This is a genomic window from Myroides albus, assembly GCF_024722315.1.
Classification (GTDB): domain Bacteria; phylum Bacteroidota; class Bacteroidia; order Flavobacteriales; family Flavobacteriaceae; genus Flavobacterium; species Flavobacterium album_A.
Genome location: NZ_CP102754.1, coordinates 23,396 through 41,152, shown reverse-complemented (window position 1 = coordinate 41,152; position 17,757 = coordinate 23,396). Strand labels below are relative to the sequence as shown.

The following is a 17,757-nucleotide window of genomic DNA, read 5'->3' as shown; positions in this document are numbered from 1 at the left end:
GTTTTGACAGGGAGTTTTTTTATTAGTTTTTGTATCCAAATAACTCTTTTTCTTTTATCATTTGAGAGATACCTGCAGGAAGTTGTTGTTCCCATCCATCTTTCTTCTCTTGTAATTGCTTTAATACATCACGAGAGAAGATTCCTAAGTGTTTCTCTTCATATTCAGTAATGTCGACAATCTGTCCTTGTTTTTTGAAGAATTTATATAGTTCTTTCATCTGAATATCTACTTTCAGATTAGTAGAATTGATAATATTCTTCTCTTTATCCATCATAGGGTAAAGGTAAATCTTCATGTTTTTTCTAAATAGTTTACCTAAGGCCTCTAATATTCCACCTGTCAAGTTTTTGTAGTACTTTTCTTCAAAAATATTCAATAAGCTACTTACACCTAAACTCATTGCAATTTTCTGATCAGTATAAGTACAGAAATATTCAGTTAGTTTATAGTATTCTTGGAAATTGGAAATCATAACAGTTTGCCCTAAAGAACACAGAAGATCAGCTCTATGTAAGAAGTCTATTTCATCTATTTCCCCTTCTGTTAGTAAATTAGAAAGAGTAATTTCAAAAACAACTGTTGTATTTTGTCTATTCAAGTCATTCTCTCGTATAAACATATCTATGGACTTCTGTGTCATATCCATATTTACAATTGTCACAGGTCTAAAACTACCTCTAAGGGCAAGAATGTTTTGTTTGTATAGTACATTAGCTGGTAGTTTGCTTTGTCCATCACTGCCAAACATCACTGCATCTGTCATACCATTTTTTACCAAGAACAAGCTCATTAGTCTATTGTCAACGTCTTGAAATAAAGGTCCAGAAAAGTTGATACTGTCAATTTCTATTTGATCTTTATCCAAGTGATCATATAGGCTGTGTATAAGTTTTTTTGGGTCGTGATTTTGGTAGTAAGCACCATAGATTAAGTTCACTCCTAAAATACCCAATGTTTCTTGTTGTAGTTTAGAATCAGTTTCTTTGAATTGAATGTGTAGAACTATTTTGCTAAAAGCTTGGTCAGGCTCTGATTGAAACTTTATCCCAATCCATCCATGTCCTTTGTTTTTCTTAGCGTAATCAATAGTAGCTACAGTATTGGCATAGCTAAAAAAAGTTTTGTTAGGATTGTCTTCGCGTATTAATCGGTCTTCTAATTTACGCGTTTCGTAATCTAACATTTTGTTTAATCTACTTTCAGTAACGTATCTTCCATCTTCTTCTACAGAGTAAATAGCATCACTAAATACTTTATCATAGGCAGACATTGCTTTAGCGATTGTTCTTGAGGAACCTCCAGCACGGAAAAAATGTCTTACAGTTTCTTGTCCTGCACCAATTTCAGCAAAAGTACCATAAATATTGTTGTTCAAATTTATGCGTAATGCTTTATCAGAGATAGCGGGTTGGTGTTCAATTAATCTATCTCCTTCTAATACTAAGTCTTCTGAAAATTTCTTCATTAATTAGCTTTTTAAACAAACGTAACAAATATCGTACAAGAAAAAAAGATAAACCTTACTTTTGTAATAAAATTAAATGTTTTGGAGGTATATTTTTTAGGAACAGGTACATCACAAGGGATTCCAATAATTGGGATTGATCACCCAGTAGCACACAGTACAGATCAAAGAGATAAAAGACTTAGAACTTCTGTGCTAATAAAGTGGGATGATGTAACACTTGTTATTGATTGTGGTCCTGATTTTAGACAGCAAATGTTAAGTGCGAAGTGTGAGTATCTCGACGCAATCTTATTTACACACGAACACGCTGATCATATCGCAGGATTGGACGAGATTAGACCTTTCAGCTTGTTGTACGGTGACTTGCCTATCTATGCTTCTGAGCAAGTAATGGAGGCTTTGAAGAAGCGATATGATTATATTTTTGCTACTGAGAACAGGTATCCAGGAGCTCCTTCAGTTCAACAAAATTTAATTAACTCATCTACTCCTTTTTATATTAAAAACAAGGAAATACAAGCTTTGGATATTATGCATGGCAATTTGCCTATTCTTGGATATAGATTAGGTGACTTAGTTTATATTACGGATGCAAAGTATATTGATGAGAGTCAAAGGGAAAAGATAAGAGGTTGCAAAGTATTAATCGTAAATGCTTTGAAAGTAAATGAGCATCCTACTCACTTTAATCTTGAGGAGTCTTTGGCATTTATCCAAGATATCAATCCTGAAAAAACCTATTTAATCCACATTGCACAAGACTTAGGATTTCATGCAGAAGTAGAGAAAGTTCTGCCAAAAAACGTATATTTGGCCTATGATAACTTGCAAATTAAAATTTAAAATAACCACTATATAATGAGACATAAAGCTTTTTTTTACCTATTCGTATTTTCACTTTTAATCATTGTGTTTTTGTATGCAACGAATAAAAATATGACTAGGTCAGAAGAGAAAAAGACTGAAATTGCTAATAAGAGGATTGATATTATACGAGATTCTCTGAAGTCAGTAGTAATGGAATTGAATGAAGCAAAGTATTTTTCTATTGATGGCAATTCAGATGCTCAAGAGTATTTTAACTATAAAACTTTAGATGATAATCTTGCAGGTATAAAAGAACAAGTATTGGCTTTAAATCATCAAGAGAATGGCAATCCTTTGGTTCCTTACGGTAAGGTAAATGACGACAAAGCTTTAATTAATAAAGTGAGTATCTTGAATCACCGTTGGTTGATTGCTGAGTTTTTTATTGGAGATTTAAGGGGAGAAGTACTTGTTAAGTATTTCTACAGTGAAGGCAAGCCTACTGATTTCGAGACAATCGAAACTGTGTTATACAATAATAAATAAACGATAAATTAATATGAGAGCTTTAGTTATTTCTGTTTTATTAATTAGTTCAATGTTTGTTTCTTGTGACTTTGTGCTAAAGGACAATAAGAGTCAAAATGAACCTCCTACTGTTTTAACTGATGGAGGAAAGACTATTGTGGGGGAGGAAGATGAGCATGGTTGTACTTATTCTGCAGCATATCGTTGGAGTAAACTCCGCAAAGATTGTATTCGACCTTTCGAAGAAGGGTTTAGATTAAATCCGATCGAAGAAGATAGTGTCTTACACGAGCAAATTATAGATGAAGAAAATGATATTGATGAGAACCAGGTAAGTTGCTTTGTTATAGTAAGTGAAGACAAAAAGTTCGCAGAGATCTTTTTACCTAATGAGTTAAAGAGTATTCTGTTAGAAGAAAAGAATATAAGTGGTCTTTACAGCAATGAGGGTTGGGAGTTGGATACCAGAGAAGATATGGTTTTGAAAGAAAAGGGAGAAACGGTCTTTTCTGCTGCTAAAACAATAGAAATGAATATCATTAGTCCGGATCAGGAATTGACGGAGTAAGTGATTGGAAAATACAAAAGAGGGAGGTGACTATATTTAATCACCTCCCTCTTTTTTATTGTTCTAAGAAATCTTTAAAGTCTTTGAAGTTTAAAGGATGTACTCCATGACCTACGGGATATTCTTTGTATTGAAAATCGATGTTTAAGCTTTTTAGTACAGTGGGTGTTTGTCTTGCCCAATCAACGGGAATGACTTGATCAACTGTACCGTGTGAAGCAAAGAACTTAATCTTAGAAAAATCATTTGATTCGAAGTTCTCATTGATAATGTTTGTATTGAAATATCCACTTAAAGCGACTACTTTGTTTACCTTTTCGGGATAAGATAATGCTATTGAATAACTTAAAATAGCTCCTTGACTAAATCCAACTAAATTAACGTTGTTTGAGTCAATAGGGTACTTTTGAAGCAATTCGTCTATAAACTTTACGATTAATTCTCTCGATTCTATCGCCTGTGCGTCATCAGAGAATTTGTTTGCATCTGCATCAAAATGTATTGCATACCATGCATATCCATAAGGAGGAACAGGGTAGGGTGCACGGGCAGAAACAATATAATATTCATCAGATAATTCTGAAGCGAAAGAGAAAAGATCTTCCTCATTACTTCCATATCCATGCAAAAGGATGATTAAGGGATTCTTATCCTTAATTACCTTAGGCTCTTTAAGTATATATGATATTGATAAAGATGTGTCCATAGTGATATTTTAAGCAGATAATTTATTAAACCATTTTTGAAAGTAAACTCCAAAAGCAGGTAGTACTTTGATGTCATTACTCAATGATCCTACAAAGCTATATACCCACAAGATGAAAAAACACAGGAAGAAACCTGAAGTCATAAACCAAGAGTTTGCCATTCCCACAAAGTAAGCTAATGCATAAAATAGGAGGTGAATCCCAAAAGCTTGTTTGATATAAAAGCCAGAGTATTTATTTTTTGAATCAATATTGCTAAATATAGCTACAAGGCAACCAATAATTGTAATATGTGCTACTACTGCCATTGTCTTTCCTTTTTTTACTTCTTCAGCGCTAATAAAAAGCTGTGACTTTCCGCCTTCTTGATTTTTCTGTGTATTCATTTGATTTTACTCTTTATTCAGTGTTATATTATTGTTGTTTATACAGCCAATTACTTTTCCTTTCAGTTGTAAGTTTAAAAAGGCTGAGTTATGTGATTTAGATAGTATATTCTTTTTCGTAAAAGTATATTCTCCTTCAGTTGTAAATAACGATAGATTTGCTTTTTCTCCTTCTTTGATTGATACTTTTTCTAATTGAAAGATGGCTCTTGCCTTTGTTAATTTTTCAACGATTACATCGACTGGCAATATGGTATTCAAAGCGGTGAATGCACTCTCTAAACCGATTGTTCCAAAAGAGGCTTTGTCAAACTCCAGCTTTTTGTGTTCAATATCCAGTGGATTGTGCTCAGAAGTGATACAGTCAATTGTGCCGTCTTTTACTGCTTCAATTAATGCTTGGCGAGTGTTTTCATCTCTTAGAGGAGGTAATACTTTGTATCTGGTATCAAATTCTCTTAGCTTTTCGTCTGTCATCACTAAGTGATGTACTGCAACACTACAAGTAACTTGTAAGCCTTTCTTTTTGGCTTCTTTAATCAGTTCAATTGACTTCGCAGTAGATATAGTAGGGATGTGTAACTTTCCTCCTGTATACTCCAGTAAGAATAGGTTGCGTGCTATTTGAATTTCTTCTGAAAGAGCAGGAATTCCCTTTAGACCTAATTTTGTTGCCTCAGTTCCCTCGTTAGCAACTCCTTTCCCAATAATACTGTCGTCTTGACTGTAAGCGATAACTAAGCCGTCAAAATCTTGAACATATTGTAGTGCTATTTTTAAAACATTGGCATTGCCAATTGCCTTTTTATAATCTCCAAAAGCTATAGCTCCAGCATTCTTCATGTCAAACAATTCTGCAAGATCAGTACCTTTAGACCCTACTGTTAAAGCGCCTATAGGGAAAACTTCAGTTGTAGCTCCTTGTGCTTTTTGCTTGATAAAGTTAACTATGGTTTGGTTATCTGTAATTGGATTGTTGTTAGGTTCTACAGCAATCTGTGTAAATCCACTTTTAGCTGCTGTAAGCAATCCGTTTTGTATATTTTCTCTTTCCTCGAATCCTGGTTCTCCTAAACAAACGGATGAATCAAACCAGCCTGGCGAAATGTGTAAATTATCTTCCTTGATAATTAATTCATCGGACGTAGGCTCGATCGTATTGGCAATTTGTGTAATTAAGCCATTCTCAATTTTTAAATCAACAAGTTGATTGTGGTGCGTACTTGTTGTGTCAATTACTTTAACTTTCTTTAAAATGATATTCATCTTTTATAGCGTAGTTTTAAATTATGATGTGTTGTTACTGTTGCAAAAATACTTTAAATTCTCAGAAATTGATCTTTCTCTATTCAAATTCGTTAGGGCATAAAAAAATACATCTATATAATAGATGTATTGAATTATTTTGAAGATAGCACTTTGGAATTGTTATAGCAATCATTTAGGGCTTGATAAATTTGAAAATCTGTTGCGGTATAAATAAATTTATCAGAATAGCTACAATTTTGAAGAGTCTTGACGATATCCTCTCTTGTAATGTCTAATAACCCACAGACAATCTCTCTATCATACCTCGTTTGCATTAAAGCGATCATGTTTTGATCTTCCTTAATTGCATCCAATTTCTTGAGCTTTTTATCTTTTCCTTTAAACATATTATAGACTGCGTCGACAGGGCTAAAGAAAGTCCCTATTGCTGAACTATAATACGGTGTTCTATTTCTTCTGTAAAAGTCAAATTCCATTTTGTCATTTAACTCTAATAATTTGGTATCGACTTCTAATATACCTGTTAAGTCAAATTTTCTAATAATAATCTCGTCTAACATAATGGTTTGCTCTTCAAAGTAAATCTTTAAATTCTCGTTGTTAAGCCAGTCATTGGTCACTTTAAGTTTGATCGGATTATAGCCAGGGTAGGAGAAGTGTATAGAGTCGTTTAGGTTCGCCTCTAAGGCAAATGTACCATCCCTTTTGCTGACAGTTCCTTTTACTCGGGTAATGTTTATTACATTGACATCGTCAATAGGTAAAAATGACTTATCATTAATGATAGTACCTTTTACTTCATTTTTGCTTTGGGCAAAAACAGTAAAGGAGCTCAGTATTAGAAATAAAAAAACTGTAAAATTTCTCATAGTTTTAAGATTGCTTAAAAATAAAAGATATTTTACAGTTTTAAGTACTATTTCGTAAAAATTAACAAATTAGTTTCTTCTTGTTCTTCTTGAAGATCCTGCATCGCTACTTCTTCTCGAGCTTCTTTCGTTACGTGGAGCTCTGTTGTTGTCAGAATTTCTATCTGATCTTCTTTCACCACCACGTCTGTCATCAGATCTTCTTTCACCACCGCGTCTGTCGTCAGATCTTCTCTCACCACCGCGTCTGTCTGAATTTCCACTTCTGAAAGATCTTTCTCCACCTCTGTCGTTGCTACGTCCACCTCTTCTGTTGTGGTCACGTCTATTGTTGTTTCTACCTCCATCATTGTTAGAGATTTCAACATTTACTCTACGACCTTTGTAAGATTCTTCGTTTAAGATAGACATTACTTTCTCAGCGTGATCTGCTTCAACATTGAAGAAAGAGAAACCTTCTTTTACGTCAACTTTGAATAAATCATCTCTACCTAAATCCAATGTCTCTTTTAAGTAATCCTTAAGAGTCATCCAATCTAAATCGTCTTTAGCTCCTAAGTTGATGAAGAAACGAACTGCACCGTCTGATGGAATTTCTTTTGAGTTTCCACGAGATGAAGATACAGAAGTTAAATTATTAGAAGGTTTTTGGTAGTAATCTAAGAATCTGTTGAATTCTACAGAAACTACTTTCTTGATAATTTCCTCTTTGTCAAAATCTTGAAGTAATTCAGTAATCGCAGGAATGAATGATTCAATCTCTTGATTAACCTCTACGTCTTTGATTCTATTTGCTAAGTGGTATAATTGAATTTCGCAAATCTCAATACCTGAAGGGATTGGTTTCTCTTCAAATTTTGTTTTGATAATTCTTTCAATTTGACCGATTTTTCTAAGTTCACTTTTGGTAATGATTACCATAGATGTACCTGATTTACCTGCACGTCCTGTACGACCACTACGGTGAGTGTACGTTTCGATTTCGTCTGGTAATTGGTAGTTAATTACGTGTGTAATGTCGTCAACGTCAATTCCACGAGCAGCAACGTCTGTAGCTACTAACATTTGAATTTGTTTACCGCGGAAAGATTTCATTACTGCATCTCTTTGCGCTTGTGATAAATCTCCGTGTAAAGCAGCAGCATTATACCCGTCTTCAATTAACTTTTCAGCAATTGCTTGTGTATCTCTTTTTGTTCTACAAAATACAACTGAGAAAATGTCAGGGTTAGCATCAGCTAAGCGTTTAAGTGCTAAATAACGATCTCTACCTCCAACAAGGTAAAATTCGTGACTAACATTTGTCGAAGCTTGATTTTTGTGTCCAACTGTAATTTCTTCTGGAGTTTTCATAAACTCTCTTGCAATACTTGCTACCTCTGCAGGCATTGTTGCTGAAAACAACCAAATGTTTTTTTCTTCTGGAGTATCCGCTAAAATAGCTGTGATATCGTCATAGAAGCCCATATTAAGCATTTCATCCGCCTCATCTAAAACACAGTACTCAATATCTTTGATATTAACCATACCTCTGTTGATCATGTCCTGCATTCTACCAGGAGTAGCAACAATGATATTTGCACCGCGTTTAATTTCTCTTGCTTGTTCTGTGATGCTTGCACCACCGTAAATAGCAACAGTATGTAGGCCTTTTACGTACTTAGCGTACTGTTTAATTTCGTTTGCGATTTGCAAACATAACTCTCTAGTCGGCGATAAGATAAGAGCTTGCGTATTTTTTTTAGACAAGTCTATCTTCTGGATCAAAGGAAAACCAAATGCTGCGGTTTTCCCAGTTCCCGTTTGGGCTAACGCAACAATATCGGTATTTTTTTCTAATAATAAAGGAATCGCCTTTACCTGGATTTCTGATGGATTTTCAAATCCTAAATCACTAATCGCTGATAGAAGGGATTCATTTAATCCTAATTGTTCGAAATTGTTCATATAAATATTAAAATAGCCGCAAATGTACTACTATTCAATGAAAAATTATACTTCAAAGTCATTTATTATTGAAAAATAAATAATTTAACGCTTTGTATATGCCTTTTCATGTCGATTAAACAGTGATTTTTCAATTGTTTTTAGGTAAGGTGTTCATTATTAAATAGTTTGGTCTTAGCCTAAAAAGTGTGCCATTAATGTTTTAGACTTTTTTGTTAAAGTGTGATTGGTAGAAAGATGAGACGATGTGATTGGTTCTTTACTTGTGAAGATGTAATAGGAGTTTGTGTTTGTAATGATCAGTATATTAGTGTTTTGTTAATTGTATTGGCTGTAAAAAATGATTGTGAGAGTATTGTTTACTTTTTTGATATGTTGTCTAATATAAAGTATTGTATCAGCTCAAGTGACTAAACCACTATTTAATAAATCGGATACCTTAGACAAACAAAGAGTAAATGAAGAGGAAGGAAGGTATTGAGTTATTACAAACAAAGGAGAAGTGTACTTTGTTGATTATGATAATAAACCTATGAAAAATACAGGTATAGCGTATTGTGGTAACTTTAAACCATTTGTTGAGTATGAAATAAAAAAGGAAAAGGATATTTTTAATATTTATGAGATATGTGGTACTTATGCCCCTTATACTGTAAGCAGTGTGATATTAGTAGATTCTATTAAACTAATAAAGAGTGTAAATGTTTTAATTTTTAATGGACAAAAGACTATTGGTTATTCAAGTTAATCCAATGTAGTTTCAAGAAATTCTCTATAGTATATTTTAGAGAGAGAAGGGAAGTATCGTTTGTACAGTCAGCCTGATATAGGGTATGATAGTATTGTATTTGAAAGCAATCCTTCTGAATTAATTGTTGAGAAAGAGAAGAAGTATGGTTTAGCAAAAATAACTACATTAAAATATAAAGAACTAAAACGATTAAATGAATATTTATTTATACGTGAGTTGTTTGATGGAAGAAAAGTGTATGTTGATACTCAGGGGAGGGAGTACTTTCTCAGAAAATAGGATTAACAAAAATAAACAACAAGGGCAGTCTGTGCAGACTGCCCTTGTTGTTTATTTTTGTTGCGTTAGCAAGAAATTGACTAATTGACTAACAGCCTTTCCTCTATGGCTAATGGCATTTTTTTGCTCTATAGTTATTTCGGCAAATGATTTATCCATACCCTCTGCTACAAAGATTGGGTCGTAACCGAATCCTTGATTACCTTGGCGCTCTTTTAATAAATGACCATCTATAATACCTGTGAAGTAGAAAGTTTCTGTATGTAAGTTTAGGCAAATTACTGTTTTGAAATTCGCCTTGCGGTTATCTTTATCTTTTAGTGTTTCTAATAATTTGTCAATATTCGCATCGTCATTTTTATCCTCGCCAGCATATCTTGCAGAGTACACACCTGGGGCTCCATTCAGTGCATCTACTTCGAGTCCTGAATCATCAGCGAAGCAATCATAACCATAGTGTCTTTTGACAAAGTCAGCTTTTAGTTTGGCGTTGCCCTCTATTGTGTCAGCTGTTTCTGGGATGTCTATATTACATCCAATATCTTCAAGACTTAAAATTTCTATTGAATCAGGTAGTTGATTCTTGATTTCCTTAATTTTGTTTTTGTTGTTTGAAGCAAATACTAATTTCATAGTGTTGTTGTTTAGCTTATGTAATTCCAAATAGTTGTTTTGCTATTTAGTACGTTTAATTTGTTTTTAATATTTTGATTTGTTTCGTCTTCTAAGTTAGGATCTTCTTTTAGAAGTTGTACAGCCTGATGTCTTGCATAGTGTAGGATATCTTGGTCCTTAACGATATCTGCTATTTTTAAAGGAAGCGTTCCGCTTTGTTGTTTTCCCATGATATCTCCGGGACCTCTAAGCTTTAGATCTACTTCGGATATTTCGAATCCATCATTGGTACGGCACATAGTTTCCATTCTGATTTTTGAGTCATTACTCAGTTTATCTCCGGTCATAAGGATACAATAACTTTGTTCAGCGCCTCTACCCACGCGGCCTCTTAGCTGGTGTAGTTGAGATAAACCAAAACGCTCCGCACTTTCGATAATCATTACAGAAGCATTCGGGACATTCACGCCAACTTCAATTACAGTTGTTGCGACCATGATATTTGTGTTTCCCTTAGCAAATCGATCCATTTCAACTTCTTTTTCAGCAGGAGTCATCTGACCATGAACAATGCTTACACTGTATTCAGGTAAAGGGAAATCTCTGGATATCCCCTCATATCCCTCCATGAGATTTTTGTAATCCAAGGTTTCGCTTTCTTCTATTAGTGGATATACGATGTATACTTGTCTTCCCTTGGCAATTTCCGTTCTGATAAAATGCCAAACAGCCAATCGCTTCCCTTCAAAATAATGAAGGGTTTCTATTGGTTTTCGACCAGGTGGGAGTTCATCTATAACTGAAACATCAAGATCTCCATACAAACTCATGGCAAGAGTACGGGGAATAGGTGTAGCTGTCATGACTAATACATGGGGAGGGAGGACATTTTTAGTCCACAATTTTGAACGTTGTTCAACACCGAATCGATGTTGTTCATCTATAATCGCTAAGCCGAGATTTTTAAAAATAACTTTATCTTCAAAAAGCGCATGAGTTCCAATTAAAATCTGCAGTTCTCCGCTTTCAAGTTCTTCGTGAATGATTCGGCGTTCTACTGTTTTGGATGATCCAGTCAATAACTTTATATTTAAATTCAACGGTTGGGCAAATTCGGATATACCAATAAAGTGTTGCGTTGCCAAAATCTCTGTCGGGGCAACAATACAAGCTTGGAAACCGTTGTCTAAGGCTAATAAGCAGCTGAGAAAAGCAACAATTGTTTTTCCCGATCCTACATCTCCTTGTAGTAAGCGATTCATTTGAGCCTCTTGGCCAACGTCATTTCTAATTTCTTTAATTACCCTCTTTTGAGCTCCTGTTAATGGGAAGGGTAAATGTTCTTTGTAAAAAGTATTGAAATAGTCGCCAACAGTTTTAAAAGGAAAACCTTTAATCTTGTGTTTACGCGCAATATTTTTTATTAGCAACTGCATTTGAATATAGAAGAACTCTTCAAATTTCAATCTAAATTCTGCTTTGGACAGTAGGTTTGGGTCTTTTGGGAAGTGAATATTAATTAAGGCATCTCTCATAGAGAGTAGGCTTAATCTTTGTCGCATTTCCTTCGGTAAAGTGTCATTGAACAATTGATGAGTTTCAACTAAAAGTTGATTCATTAATTTATTCATTGCCTTATTTGATATCTTCGAACCTAATTTTTCAGTAGAAGGATAGACTGCTTGCATGGCAGAAGAAAGGTTCTTTTGGTGGTCTTCTAACAGCTCTAATTCTGGATGTGGAATTGAAAAAGAGTAGTTGAAACTATTCAATTTGCCAAATGCAACATAAGGAGTGTTGATTTTTAGATTCTCTTTAATCCATTTAAAACCTTGAAACCATACGAGTTCCATTTCTCCAGTACCATCTGTGAAAGTCGCTACAAGGCGTTTGCCTCTTTTTTGTTCAACTGTTTTTAAGTGAATGATTTTTCCAATGATTTGTACTTCGCTATTATTGCCATTTAGTTCATTGATGCTATAGTATTTTGTACGGTCAATGTATCTATTTGGATATAGATGTAGTAGATCTCTATAAGTAAAAATACCCAATTCTTTCTTTAGGAGATCTCCCCTCTGTGGGCCAACTCCTTTAAGGTATTCAATTGGTGTATCAAGTAGATTTCTCGACATGTTTATTAAGTTAAATACGGGGCTAAGATACAAATTTATGTCGGCAACTCCTCTACGTTTCTTCTTTGGTATTGCTATAATCCTAAGCAAAAAGTGAGTTTTTTACCTTAGAGTTTTAACCTTGAATCCCCTTTGCTCAAACCCAACAAAGGAAATCTAAATCACAAGTTTTCAATTTACTTTAAAACTCTACTGTAGCAAACTTGTATCATTCATTCTATTTCGTGTTAGATCCTTCTTTTTCGCTTAAATACCTATGGTACCTTGTAGGTGAAAATTGTCTAATAACCCACAAGGGATAGTGTCTTAAGCAAGTATGTTTCGCTTTTTCTAATTCCGATTATTGATTGCACAATTGATTTGCCATTCATCTGAGAAAAAGTAAAAGAATAAAAAATCAAAGCTGAAAATACGGGTGTGTAATATTATTTGAGATGTAGGAATGAGGAGTGTAGGAGCTTATTTTTTGCTTTGAACTCCACTGTTTTTCATACTTATTTAATTTTGTTTTACATATATAGCGTATGCTTACTCAAAAAACAAATAGGTTAGCCAAATATTTATGCTGAAGTTATTCAAATAGTATTAATTTTAACAAATAAAATAAAATTAAAATAATTGCTGTGAAAAATAAATATTTTAAAACTTTCTATTTCGTCTTTTTATTCATGTTGTTTGGGTGCAGTTCTTCTGATTATGAATTAGTTAATAATGGCCCGTTAAGTGGTACAATGTGGGAGATGACGGAAATGAATGTTTTAAGCGAAGAAGGAAACGTTGAGATGAAGTTGGATGTGTATGGTTATCAAAAGATGCTTTTTTTTAAGCATGGAGGTGTTCTATCAGTGAGTGAGCATAAGGAAGGAAGTGAACAGTATACTGTCAAGTTTGATTCAAATTTATCAGAGGACGTGCTTTGTATCAAGTACGAGGAAAGTAATGAAAAGGTAAAGGGAATAGTGAATTTAAGAGAGAATAGGATTAGTATTCGATATAAAGTTGGTACACTGAAAGGAAGTCATCGTGAGGAAACTCAAAGCGAAAGCGATCTACCGAACAATTACTATGAAGAAGTGTATAGAAAAGTTCAGTCGTATAAAGAGTAAGTTGATTTAGTGACAATGTGGAATCGCATTGATGAAAATATATGAAAAAGTCCATCACTGTTTAAGTGTAAGTGGAATACAGAACAAGAGGTTAGCTTAGCTAACCTCTTGTTGTTTTATTTTTTCTCTTTAGAAATTAATTTGACTAAAGTATAGCGAATAGAAGGAGCATCTGCTGGAGGATTTTTTAATTCAGTACGTTTTACTTCTACTACGTACTCGAATCCTTCTTCGTACTCAAATCCCTCAATCCCTTGATACATAAATTGCCATTCTGCATCTTTACTCTCTTTAATTTGCATACATTTCATTGGCCCGACACCTGTACAGTCTGCTAACTTATCTGCAATAATGTAAGTAACTGTTCCTTCAATCTGCACTTCTTCTTGTTGTGCAACAGGTTGTACTTCTTCAGTCTTTTGTTCAGAATTAGGAACTGTTGTGTCTTCTTTCTTTTCATTGTTTTTACAAGAAACAAAAGCCATTGCGCTAATTGCAATTAATAAAATCGCCTTTTTCATAGTTGTGTTTTTTAAATAAATACTGATTTTTAAGTACTTATACTTTTTTTTCAGTGTGTTGATTATCACTGAGATAGTCAATAATACTTGGTAATAAAAATAGTGATTTTATTGTTGATAGCAGCATGTTAAAGTGTTTTTTAGTATGTTAAAGTGAGAAATAGAATCTTAGCTATTAGAATGGTTTGCCAAAAAGGGTGTACCGTTGTGTGGTCATTAGTCTTAGGTTGAACAAAAGGTAAAAATCTCTGTGGGTATTCACCAGTTTAATTTAAAATACAAAAAGCTAATAGTATGCCCATAACAGAATACTTGTGTAGTGATATTGGGTAAAAGCTTTCTGATCTTCTGATTGTTGTTAAAGAATTATTTTCTAAGTATTGCTTTCTGTGATTCAATAGGAGTACTTCTTTTTTGTAAAGTAGCAAAACCCGTTTTGTATGATTATTTTCAAATTAGTGTGCTTTTGGTTGCACTTTCTTCGGGTTTTCTTGCAGCTTGCTGGGGGTTTTCTTGGGAAAACACTCCTTTTGGGCAGTAAAAGTGCAAGGATACTCGAAGAAAGGTGCAAGAAAGTCCGATGAAAGTATTGGTGTTCTTTATGTTTAGTAAGGTTGAATTTAGTCAAAGAGTTTCACAAGGTGAAAGTAGGTGTAGAAGTCCTGATTCAATTGCCCCCGCATTTTAAATGGTTTATTGCTTTTGGTGTACTCTGTATTCAGTGAATAGATAAGGGGATAATCAAAACAAAGGTTGTTTTAAAGGTTTAAAAACATTCAAGAAACCTTTTTTAAATCGATTTAAAAGCTGTTTTAAGAACTTTTAAGCTGTGTTAAGGCAAGTTGTTATTTTTCCACTGATAAAGGAAATAAAAGTAGCTATAAGTGTTTTAAAGTAGGGGGAGGTAGGTTTAGGGATGGTGATGATATAGAGTTTTTCTTGGTAAGTAAGGGGGAATCATTCTGTACTTGTCAACTTTTAGCACTGGATTGAAGTGAGAGTTTGCTAATTAACGTGAGTTCGATATAAGAAAAAGCAAAAAAAAGCTATAAAAAAAGAGATAGGATTAGTATATTTAAGGTTCTGAATCACAAATATTTAACTAAAACTATCTCTATGTTATCTACAGACAAAATTACTGAAATTTATTATGAAGTCGATGAATTTTTTAAAGCATATTCAAATGTTTTGCAATCTCATAGTATTGAATCAGATAGTACAAAGAAAAAACGTAATCGAAAGTCAACACTTAATGCAAGTGAAGTAATGACTATTTTGATTTTATTTCATGATAGTGGTTTTAGATGTTTAAAACATTATTATATTGATTATGTAAAAGTTCATATGCAAAAGGAATTTCCTAAAACTGTTTCTTATAATCGCTTTGTAGAACTACAAAAAACGGTTATTGTACCTTTAGGAATCTTCTTAAAATCTAATAGATTAGGCAAATGTACAGGAGTTTCATTTATAGATTCTACTCCTTTAAGAGTGTCACACATTAAAAGAGAAAAGCAGCATAAAACATTTAAGAATATAGCAACAAAAGGTCAGTGTTCTATTGGTTGGTTTATGGGGTTTAAACTTCATTTAATTATAAATGATAAAGGTGAAATACTTGATTTCTTATTAACTCCAGCCAATGTTGATGATAGAAAACCTTTAAAAGAATTGAATTTTCATAAACGTATTTTTGGTAAACTCTTTGGAGATAAAGGATATATCAGTAAAGATCTTTTTGAACAAATGTTCGTTGATGGAGTACATTTAGTTACTAAAATCAAAAAAAACATGAAGAACTCAATGATGCTACTTGCCGATAAAATACATTTAAAGAAAAGAGCACTTATTGAAACTGTAAATGATGAATTAAAGAATATGTGTCAAGTAGAACATACAAGACACAGATCCTTTAATAATTTTATAGCAAATATGTTAGCTGCTTTGATTACATATTCATACTTCCCGAAAAAGCCTTCTATTAATAATATTAACGACATTATTGATCAAAATAGACTAATAGCTTAAGTCGAACTCACGTTAAGTAAGGATAGGGTTAAAAATATAACAGTATAGTGGTGTTTAACTCCATTAAAAAAGCCAATATCTCTTTTACTTAAAGATATTGGCTTTTGCTATTTTGGTGAAAGAGAAAATCTATTCTCCCTTTTTAATATTTTTTAATCTGACTTTATCAGAGTAATTAATTATCTCCACAATGATTGGCTCTTTTGCTTCGTTTTTGCCTTTGACAATGTATAGTTTACCACTTTCTTCCTCGATATTACTCTTAGAGAAATCAACTTTACCATAAGTTAAGGTATTTCTAACATCATCGTCTGTAACCCATCCCTCTTTAAAGATATTTTCAGCTTCAGGAGAATAAACTACAGGTTTACTTCTCAAGTCTTTCAATACTCTGCAGTTTGGCAAATAACAGAATTCAGTTTTCTTTTCTCCAAAGAAATAAACCAAGAACATACAGCCAATTAAAATACCAAACAAGTAGTATGCTAAACGTTGTGTAAATTTCATTTTAAATAAATTTGTGCAAAAATACTAATTCAAACTTGGTAAACTAATCATTTACCAAAATTTTAAAAGGTGAAAAGATTGATGTCTTTAAAATCAAGGTTAAACCAATTTGCCACACTTTGATTTGTAACGAGTCCTTTGTAGCTGTAGATTCCAGATCGAATCGTATTATCGCTGTGAATTGTACCTTCCAGATCTCCGTTTTCAACAAATTCTAATAAGAGTGGAGTTAGTATATTACTTAATGCCATTGAGGCCGTTCTGCAATAACGGGAAGTGATATTTGGCACACCATAGTGAATAACTCCATTTTTGACTATGGTAGGTTTTTCGTGTGTGGTCAGTTCTGAAGTTTCAAAACACCCTCCGTTATCAATCGCAACATCAATGATTACAGCGCCTTTTTTCATGTTTTCTACCATTGTTTCGCTGACGATGATTGGCGCTCTTGTTTTTCCTCGGATAGCACCAATGGCTACGTCGCAGCGCATTAAAGCTTTTAGCAATATCTTCTCTTGTATGGTCGATGTAGCAATGCGATGTGGTAGGTTGTTCTGTAGTCTTTTTAGCTTTTGTAGTGAATTGTCGAATACTTTGACATTTGCACCTAAGTTTAAAGCTGTTCGCGCAGCGTTTTCTGCTACAATTCCAGCTCCAAGGATCACTACTTCCGTGGGAAATACACCGGTGATATTTCCAAAGAGCAGTCCCTTTCCATCGTTAATAGTACTCATGAGTTCAGAGGCTATGTGAATAGAGGCTATTCCTGCAATTTCACTTAACGCACTGGTTGAGGGAAAAGAACCCAATTTGTCCTGTATGAAATCAATGCCAATAGCAGAGATTTTCTTCTTACTTAAAGCGTTAAAATACTTGTTATCAAGCGTTTTTAATTGAATTGTTGACCATACCACCGAGTATGGAGCAAGCAGTTTTATCTCCTCCAAAGTAGGAGGGACAACCTTTATGATAATCTGACAGCCAAAAACCTTTTTGATATCCGCAGTAATTTCCGCACCAGCCTTACTGTATTCTTGATCTGTGTAACTCGCAGCTTCGCCAGCTCCTTTTTCGATTAAGATTCTATGACCATAAGAGGTTAAGGTATGTACTGCCTCAGGGGTGATACATATTCTTCTTTCGATATCAAAGTTTTCTTTTGGTACACCTATGAATAAGCTGCTTTTAGGTCTTTCAACCATAAGGCACTCTTCTTGAGGAATTAAATCTTTTTGAGAAAAAGGAGATGAGAAATTCATGATTGTT

At 33.7% G+C, this 17,757-nt stretch carries 18 protein-coding genes; 7 read left to right on the top strand and 11 right to left on the bottom strand.

What is annotated here, in order from left to right:
- Window positions 1–22: 22 nt before the first annotated feature.
- Window positions 23–1,468, bottom strand: a complete 1,446-nt coding sequence (locus NWE55_RS00220) for a TonB-dependent receptor (RefSeq protein WP_155091840.1) — start codon at window positions 1,466–1,468, stop codon at window positions 23–25.
- Window positions 1,469–1,549: 81 nt separating this feature from the next.
- Here NWE55_RS00220 and NWE55_RS00215 point away from each other — a divergent pair, with 81 nt between their 5' ends.
- From NWE55_RS00215 to NWE55_RS00205, 3 genes are all read left to right on the top strand, one after another.
- Window positions 1,550–2,314, top strand: a complete 765-nt coding sequence (locus NWE55_RS00215; protein WP_155091839.1) for an MBL fold metallo-hydrolase — start codon at window positions 1,550–1,552, stop codon at window positions 2,312–2,314.
- A 93-nt stretch (window positions 2,315–2,407) separates the two neighbouring features.
- Window positions 2,408–2,824: a hydrolase gene (locus tag NWE55_RS00210; protein ID WP_230381505.1), complete on the top strand. Its 417-nt coding sequence runs from the start codon at window positions 2,408–2,410 to the stop codon at window positions 2,822–2,824.
- Window positions 2,825–2,837: 13 nt separating this feature from the next.
- Complete coding sequence (locus NWE55_RS00205) at window positions 2,838–3,374, top strand: hypothetical protein (RefSeq protein WP_160339099.1); 537 nt, start codon at window positions 2,838–2,840, stop codon at window positions 3,372–3,374.
- A 55-nt stretch (window positions 3,375–3,429) separates the two neighbouring features.
- On the opposite strand, the gene NWE55_RS00200 is transcribed toward NWE55_RS00205, so the two are convergent.
- From NWE55_RS00200 to NWE55_RS00180, 5 genes are all read right to left on the bottom strand, one after another.
- Entirely contained in the window at window positions 3,430–4,080 is a 651-nt protein-coding gene (locus NWE55_RS00200; RefSeq protein WP_155091836.1) for an alpha/beta hydrolase, read from the bottom strand.
- A 9-nt stretch (window positions 4,081–4,089) separates the two neighbouring features.
- Entirely contained in the window at window positions 4,090–4,467 is a 378-nt protein-coding gene (locus NWE55_RS00195; RefSeq protein ID WP_155091835.1) for a hypothetical protein, read from the bottom strand.
- Window positions 4,468–4,473: 6 nt separating this feature from the next.
- Window positions 4,474–5,733, bottom strand: coding sequence for a dihydroorotase (locus tag NWE55_RS00190; protein WP_155091834.1), 1,260 nt, complete (start codon window positions 5,731–5,733; stop codon window positions 4,474–4,476).
- 134 nt (window positions 5,734–5,867) lie between these two features.
- Window positions 5,868–6,605 (bottom strand): carboxypeptidase-like regulatory domain-containing protein, encoded by a 738-nt coding sequence (locus tag NWE55_RS00185; RefSeq protein ID WP_155091833.1) that lies wholly within the window; start codon window positions 6,603–6,605, stop codon window positions 5,868–5,870.
- Between the two features lie 69 nt (window positions 6,606–6,674).
- Window positions 6,675–8,552 (bottom strand): DEAD/DEAH box helicase, encoded by a 1,878-nt coding sequence (locus tag NWE55_RS00180; protein ID WP_155091832.1) that lies wholly within the window; start codon window positions 8,550–8,552, stop codon window positions 6,675–6,677.
- Between the two features lie 532 nt (window positions 8,553–9,084).
- Between NWE55_RS00180 and NWE55_RS00175 the strand changes: the two genes are divergently transcribed.
- Window positions 9,085–9,300, top strand: coding sequence for a hypothetical protein (locus tag NWE55_RS00175; RefSeq protein ID WP_155091831.1), 216 nt, complete (start codon window positions 9,085–9,087; stop codon window positions 9,298–9,300).
- A gap of 60 nt (window positions 9,301–9,360) precedes the next feature.
- Window positions 9,361–9,582, top strand: a complete 222-nt coding sequence (locus tag NWE55_RS00170; protein WP_155091830.1) for a hypothetical protein — start codon at window positions 9,361–9,363, stop codon at window positions 9,580–9,582.
- A 51-nt stretch (window positions 9,583–9,633) separates the two neighbouring features.
- On the opposite strand, the gene NWE55_RS00165 is transcribed toward NWE55_RS00170, so the two are convergent.
- The gene (locus NWE55_RS00165) at window positions 9,634–10,215 is read right to left on the bottom strand and encodes a non-canonical purine NTP diphosphatase (protein ID WP_160339100.1); all 582 of its coding nucleotides are present in this window, start codon (window positions 10,213–10,215) and stop codon (window positions 9,634–9,636) included.
- A gap of 11 nt (window positions 10,216–10,226) precedes the next feature.
- A complete protein-coding gene (recG, locus tag NWE55_RS00160; protein WP_155091828.1) occupies window positions 10,227–12,329 on the bottom strand; it encodes an ATP-dependent DNA helicase RecG in 2,103 nt (700 codons plus the stop codon).
- Window positions 12,330–12,952: 623 nt separating this feature from the next.
- Between recG and NWE55_RS00155 the strand changes: the two genes are divergently transcribed.
- Window positions 12,953–13,435: a hypothetical protein gene (locus tag NWE55_RS00155; protein WP_155091827.1), complete on the top strand. Its 483-nt coding sequence runs from the start codon at window positions 12,953–12,955 to the stop codon at window positions 13,433–13,435.
- A gap of 116 nt (window positions 13,436–13,551) precedes the next feature.
- Here the strand turns inward: NWE55_RS00155 and NWE55_RS00150 are convergent, their stop codons facing one another.
- On the bottom strand, window positions 13,552–13,956 hold the full coding sequence (locus NWE55_RS00150) for a DUF4377 domain-containing protein (protein ID WP_155091826.1): 405 nt from the start codon (window positions 13,954–13,956) through the stop codon (window positions 13,552–13,554).
- A 1,116-nt stretch (window positions 13,957–15,072) separates the two neighbouring features.
- On the opposite strand from NWE55_RS00150, the gene NWE55_RS00145 reads away from it, so the two are divergent.
- Window positions 15,073–15,984: an IS982 family transposase gene (locus NWE55_RS00145; RefSeq protein WP_155093499.1), complete on the top strand. Its 912-nt coding sequence runs from the start codon at window positions 15,073–15,075 to the stop codon at window positions 15,982–15,984.
- A 129-nt stretch (window positions 15,985–16,113) separates the two neighbouring features.
- Here the strand turns inward: NWE55_RS00145 and NWE55_RS00140 are convergent, their stop codons facing one another.
- Together NWE55_RS00140 and NWE55_RS00135 are read right to left on the bottom strand one after the other, a co-directional pair.
- Window positions 16,114–16,491, bottom strand: coding sequence for a DUF4258 domain-containing protein (locus NWE55_RS00140; RefSeq protein ID WP_155091825.1), 378 nt, complete (start codon window positions 16,489–16,491; stop codon window positions 16,114–16,116).
- A 62-nt stretch (window positions 16,492–16,553) separates the two neighbouring features.
- Entirely contained in the window at window positions 16,554–17,750 is a 1,197-nt protein-coding gene (locus NWE55_RS00135; RefSeq protein ID WP_155091824.1) for an alanine dehydrogenase, read from the bottom strand.
- Window positions 17,751–17,757 lie beyond the last annotated feature (7 nt).

Bases quoted from the DNA above. Each gene is read 5' to 3' on its own strand.
- NWE55_RS00190 (WP_155091834.1), bottom strand. From the start codon at position 5,733: ATGAATATCATTTTAAAGAAAGTTAAAGTAATTGACACAACAAGTACG.
- NWE55_RS00145 (WP_155093499.1), top strand. From the start codon at position 15,073: ATGTTATCTACAGACAAAATTACTGAAATTTATTATGAAGTCGATGAA.
- NWE55_RS00135 (WP_155091824.1), bottom strand. From the start codon at position 17,750: ATGAATTTCTCATCTCCTTTTTCTCAAAAAGATTTAATTCCTCAAGAA.
- recG (WP_155091828.1), bottom strand. From the start codon at position 12,329: ATGTCGAGAAATCTACTTGATACACCAATTGAATACCTTAAAGGAGTT.
- NWE55_RS00150 (WP_155091826.1), bottom strand. From the start codon at position 13,956: ATGAAAAAGGCGATTTTATTAATTGCAATTAGCGCAATGGCTTTTGTT.
- NWE55_RS00205 (WP_160339099.1), top strand. From the start codon at position 2,838: ATGAGAGCTTTAGTTATTTCTGTTTTATTAATTAGTTCAATGTTTGTT.
- NWE55_RS00180 (WP_155091832.1), bottom strand. From the start codon at position 8,552: ATGAACAATTTCGAACAATTAGGATTAAATGAATCCCTTCTATCAGCG.
- NWE55_RS00200 (WP_155091836.1), bottom strand. From the start codon at position 4,080: ATGGACACATCTTTATCAATATCATATATACTTAAAGAGCCTAAGGTA.
- NWE55_RS00210 (WP_230381505.1), top strand. From the start codon at position 2,408: ATGACTAGGTCAGAAGAGAAAAAGACTGAAATTGCTAATAAGAGGATT.
- NWE55_RS00220 (WP_155091840.1), bottom strand. From the start codon at position 1,468: ATGAAGAAATTTTCAGAAGACTTAGTATTAGAAGGAGATAGATTAATT.
- NWE55_RS00195 (WP_155091835.1), bottom strand. From the start codon at position 4,467: ATGAATACACAGAAAAATCAAGAAGGCGGAAAGTCACAGCTTTTTATT.
- NWE55_RS00165 (WP_160339100.1), bottom strand. From the start codon at position 10,215: ATGAAATTAGTATTTGCTTCAAACAACAAAAACAAAATTAAGGAAATC.
- NWE55_RS00140 (WP_155091825.1), bottom strand. From the start codon at position 16,491: ATGAAATTTACACAACGTTTAGCATACTACTTGTTTGGTATTTTAATT.
- NWE55_RS00185 (WP_155091833.1), bottom strand. From the start codon at position 6,605: ATGAGAAATTTTACAGTTTTTTTATTTCTAATACTGAGCTCCTTTACT.
- NWE55_RS00175 (WP_155091831.1), top strand. From the start codon at position 9,085: ATGAAAAATACAGGTATAGCGTATTGTGGTAACTTTAAACCATTTGTT.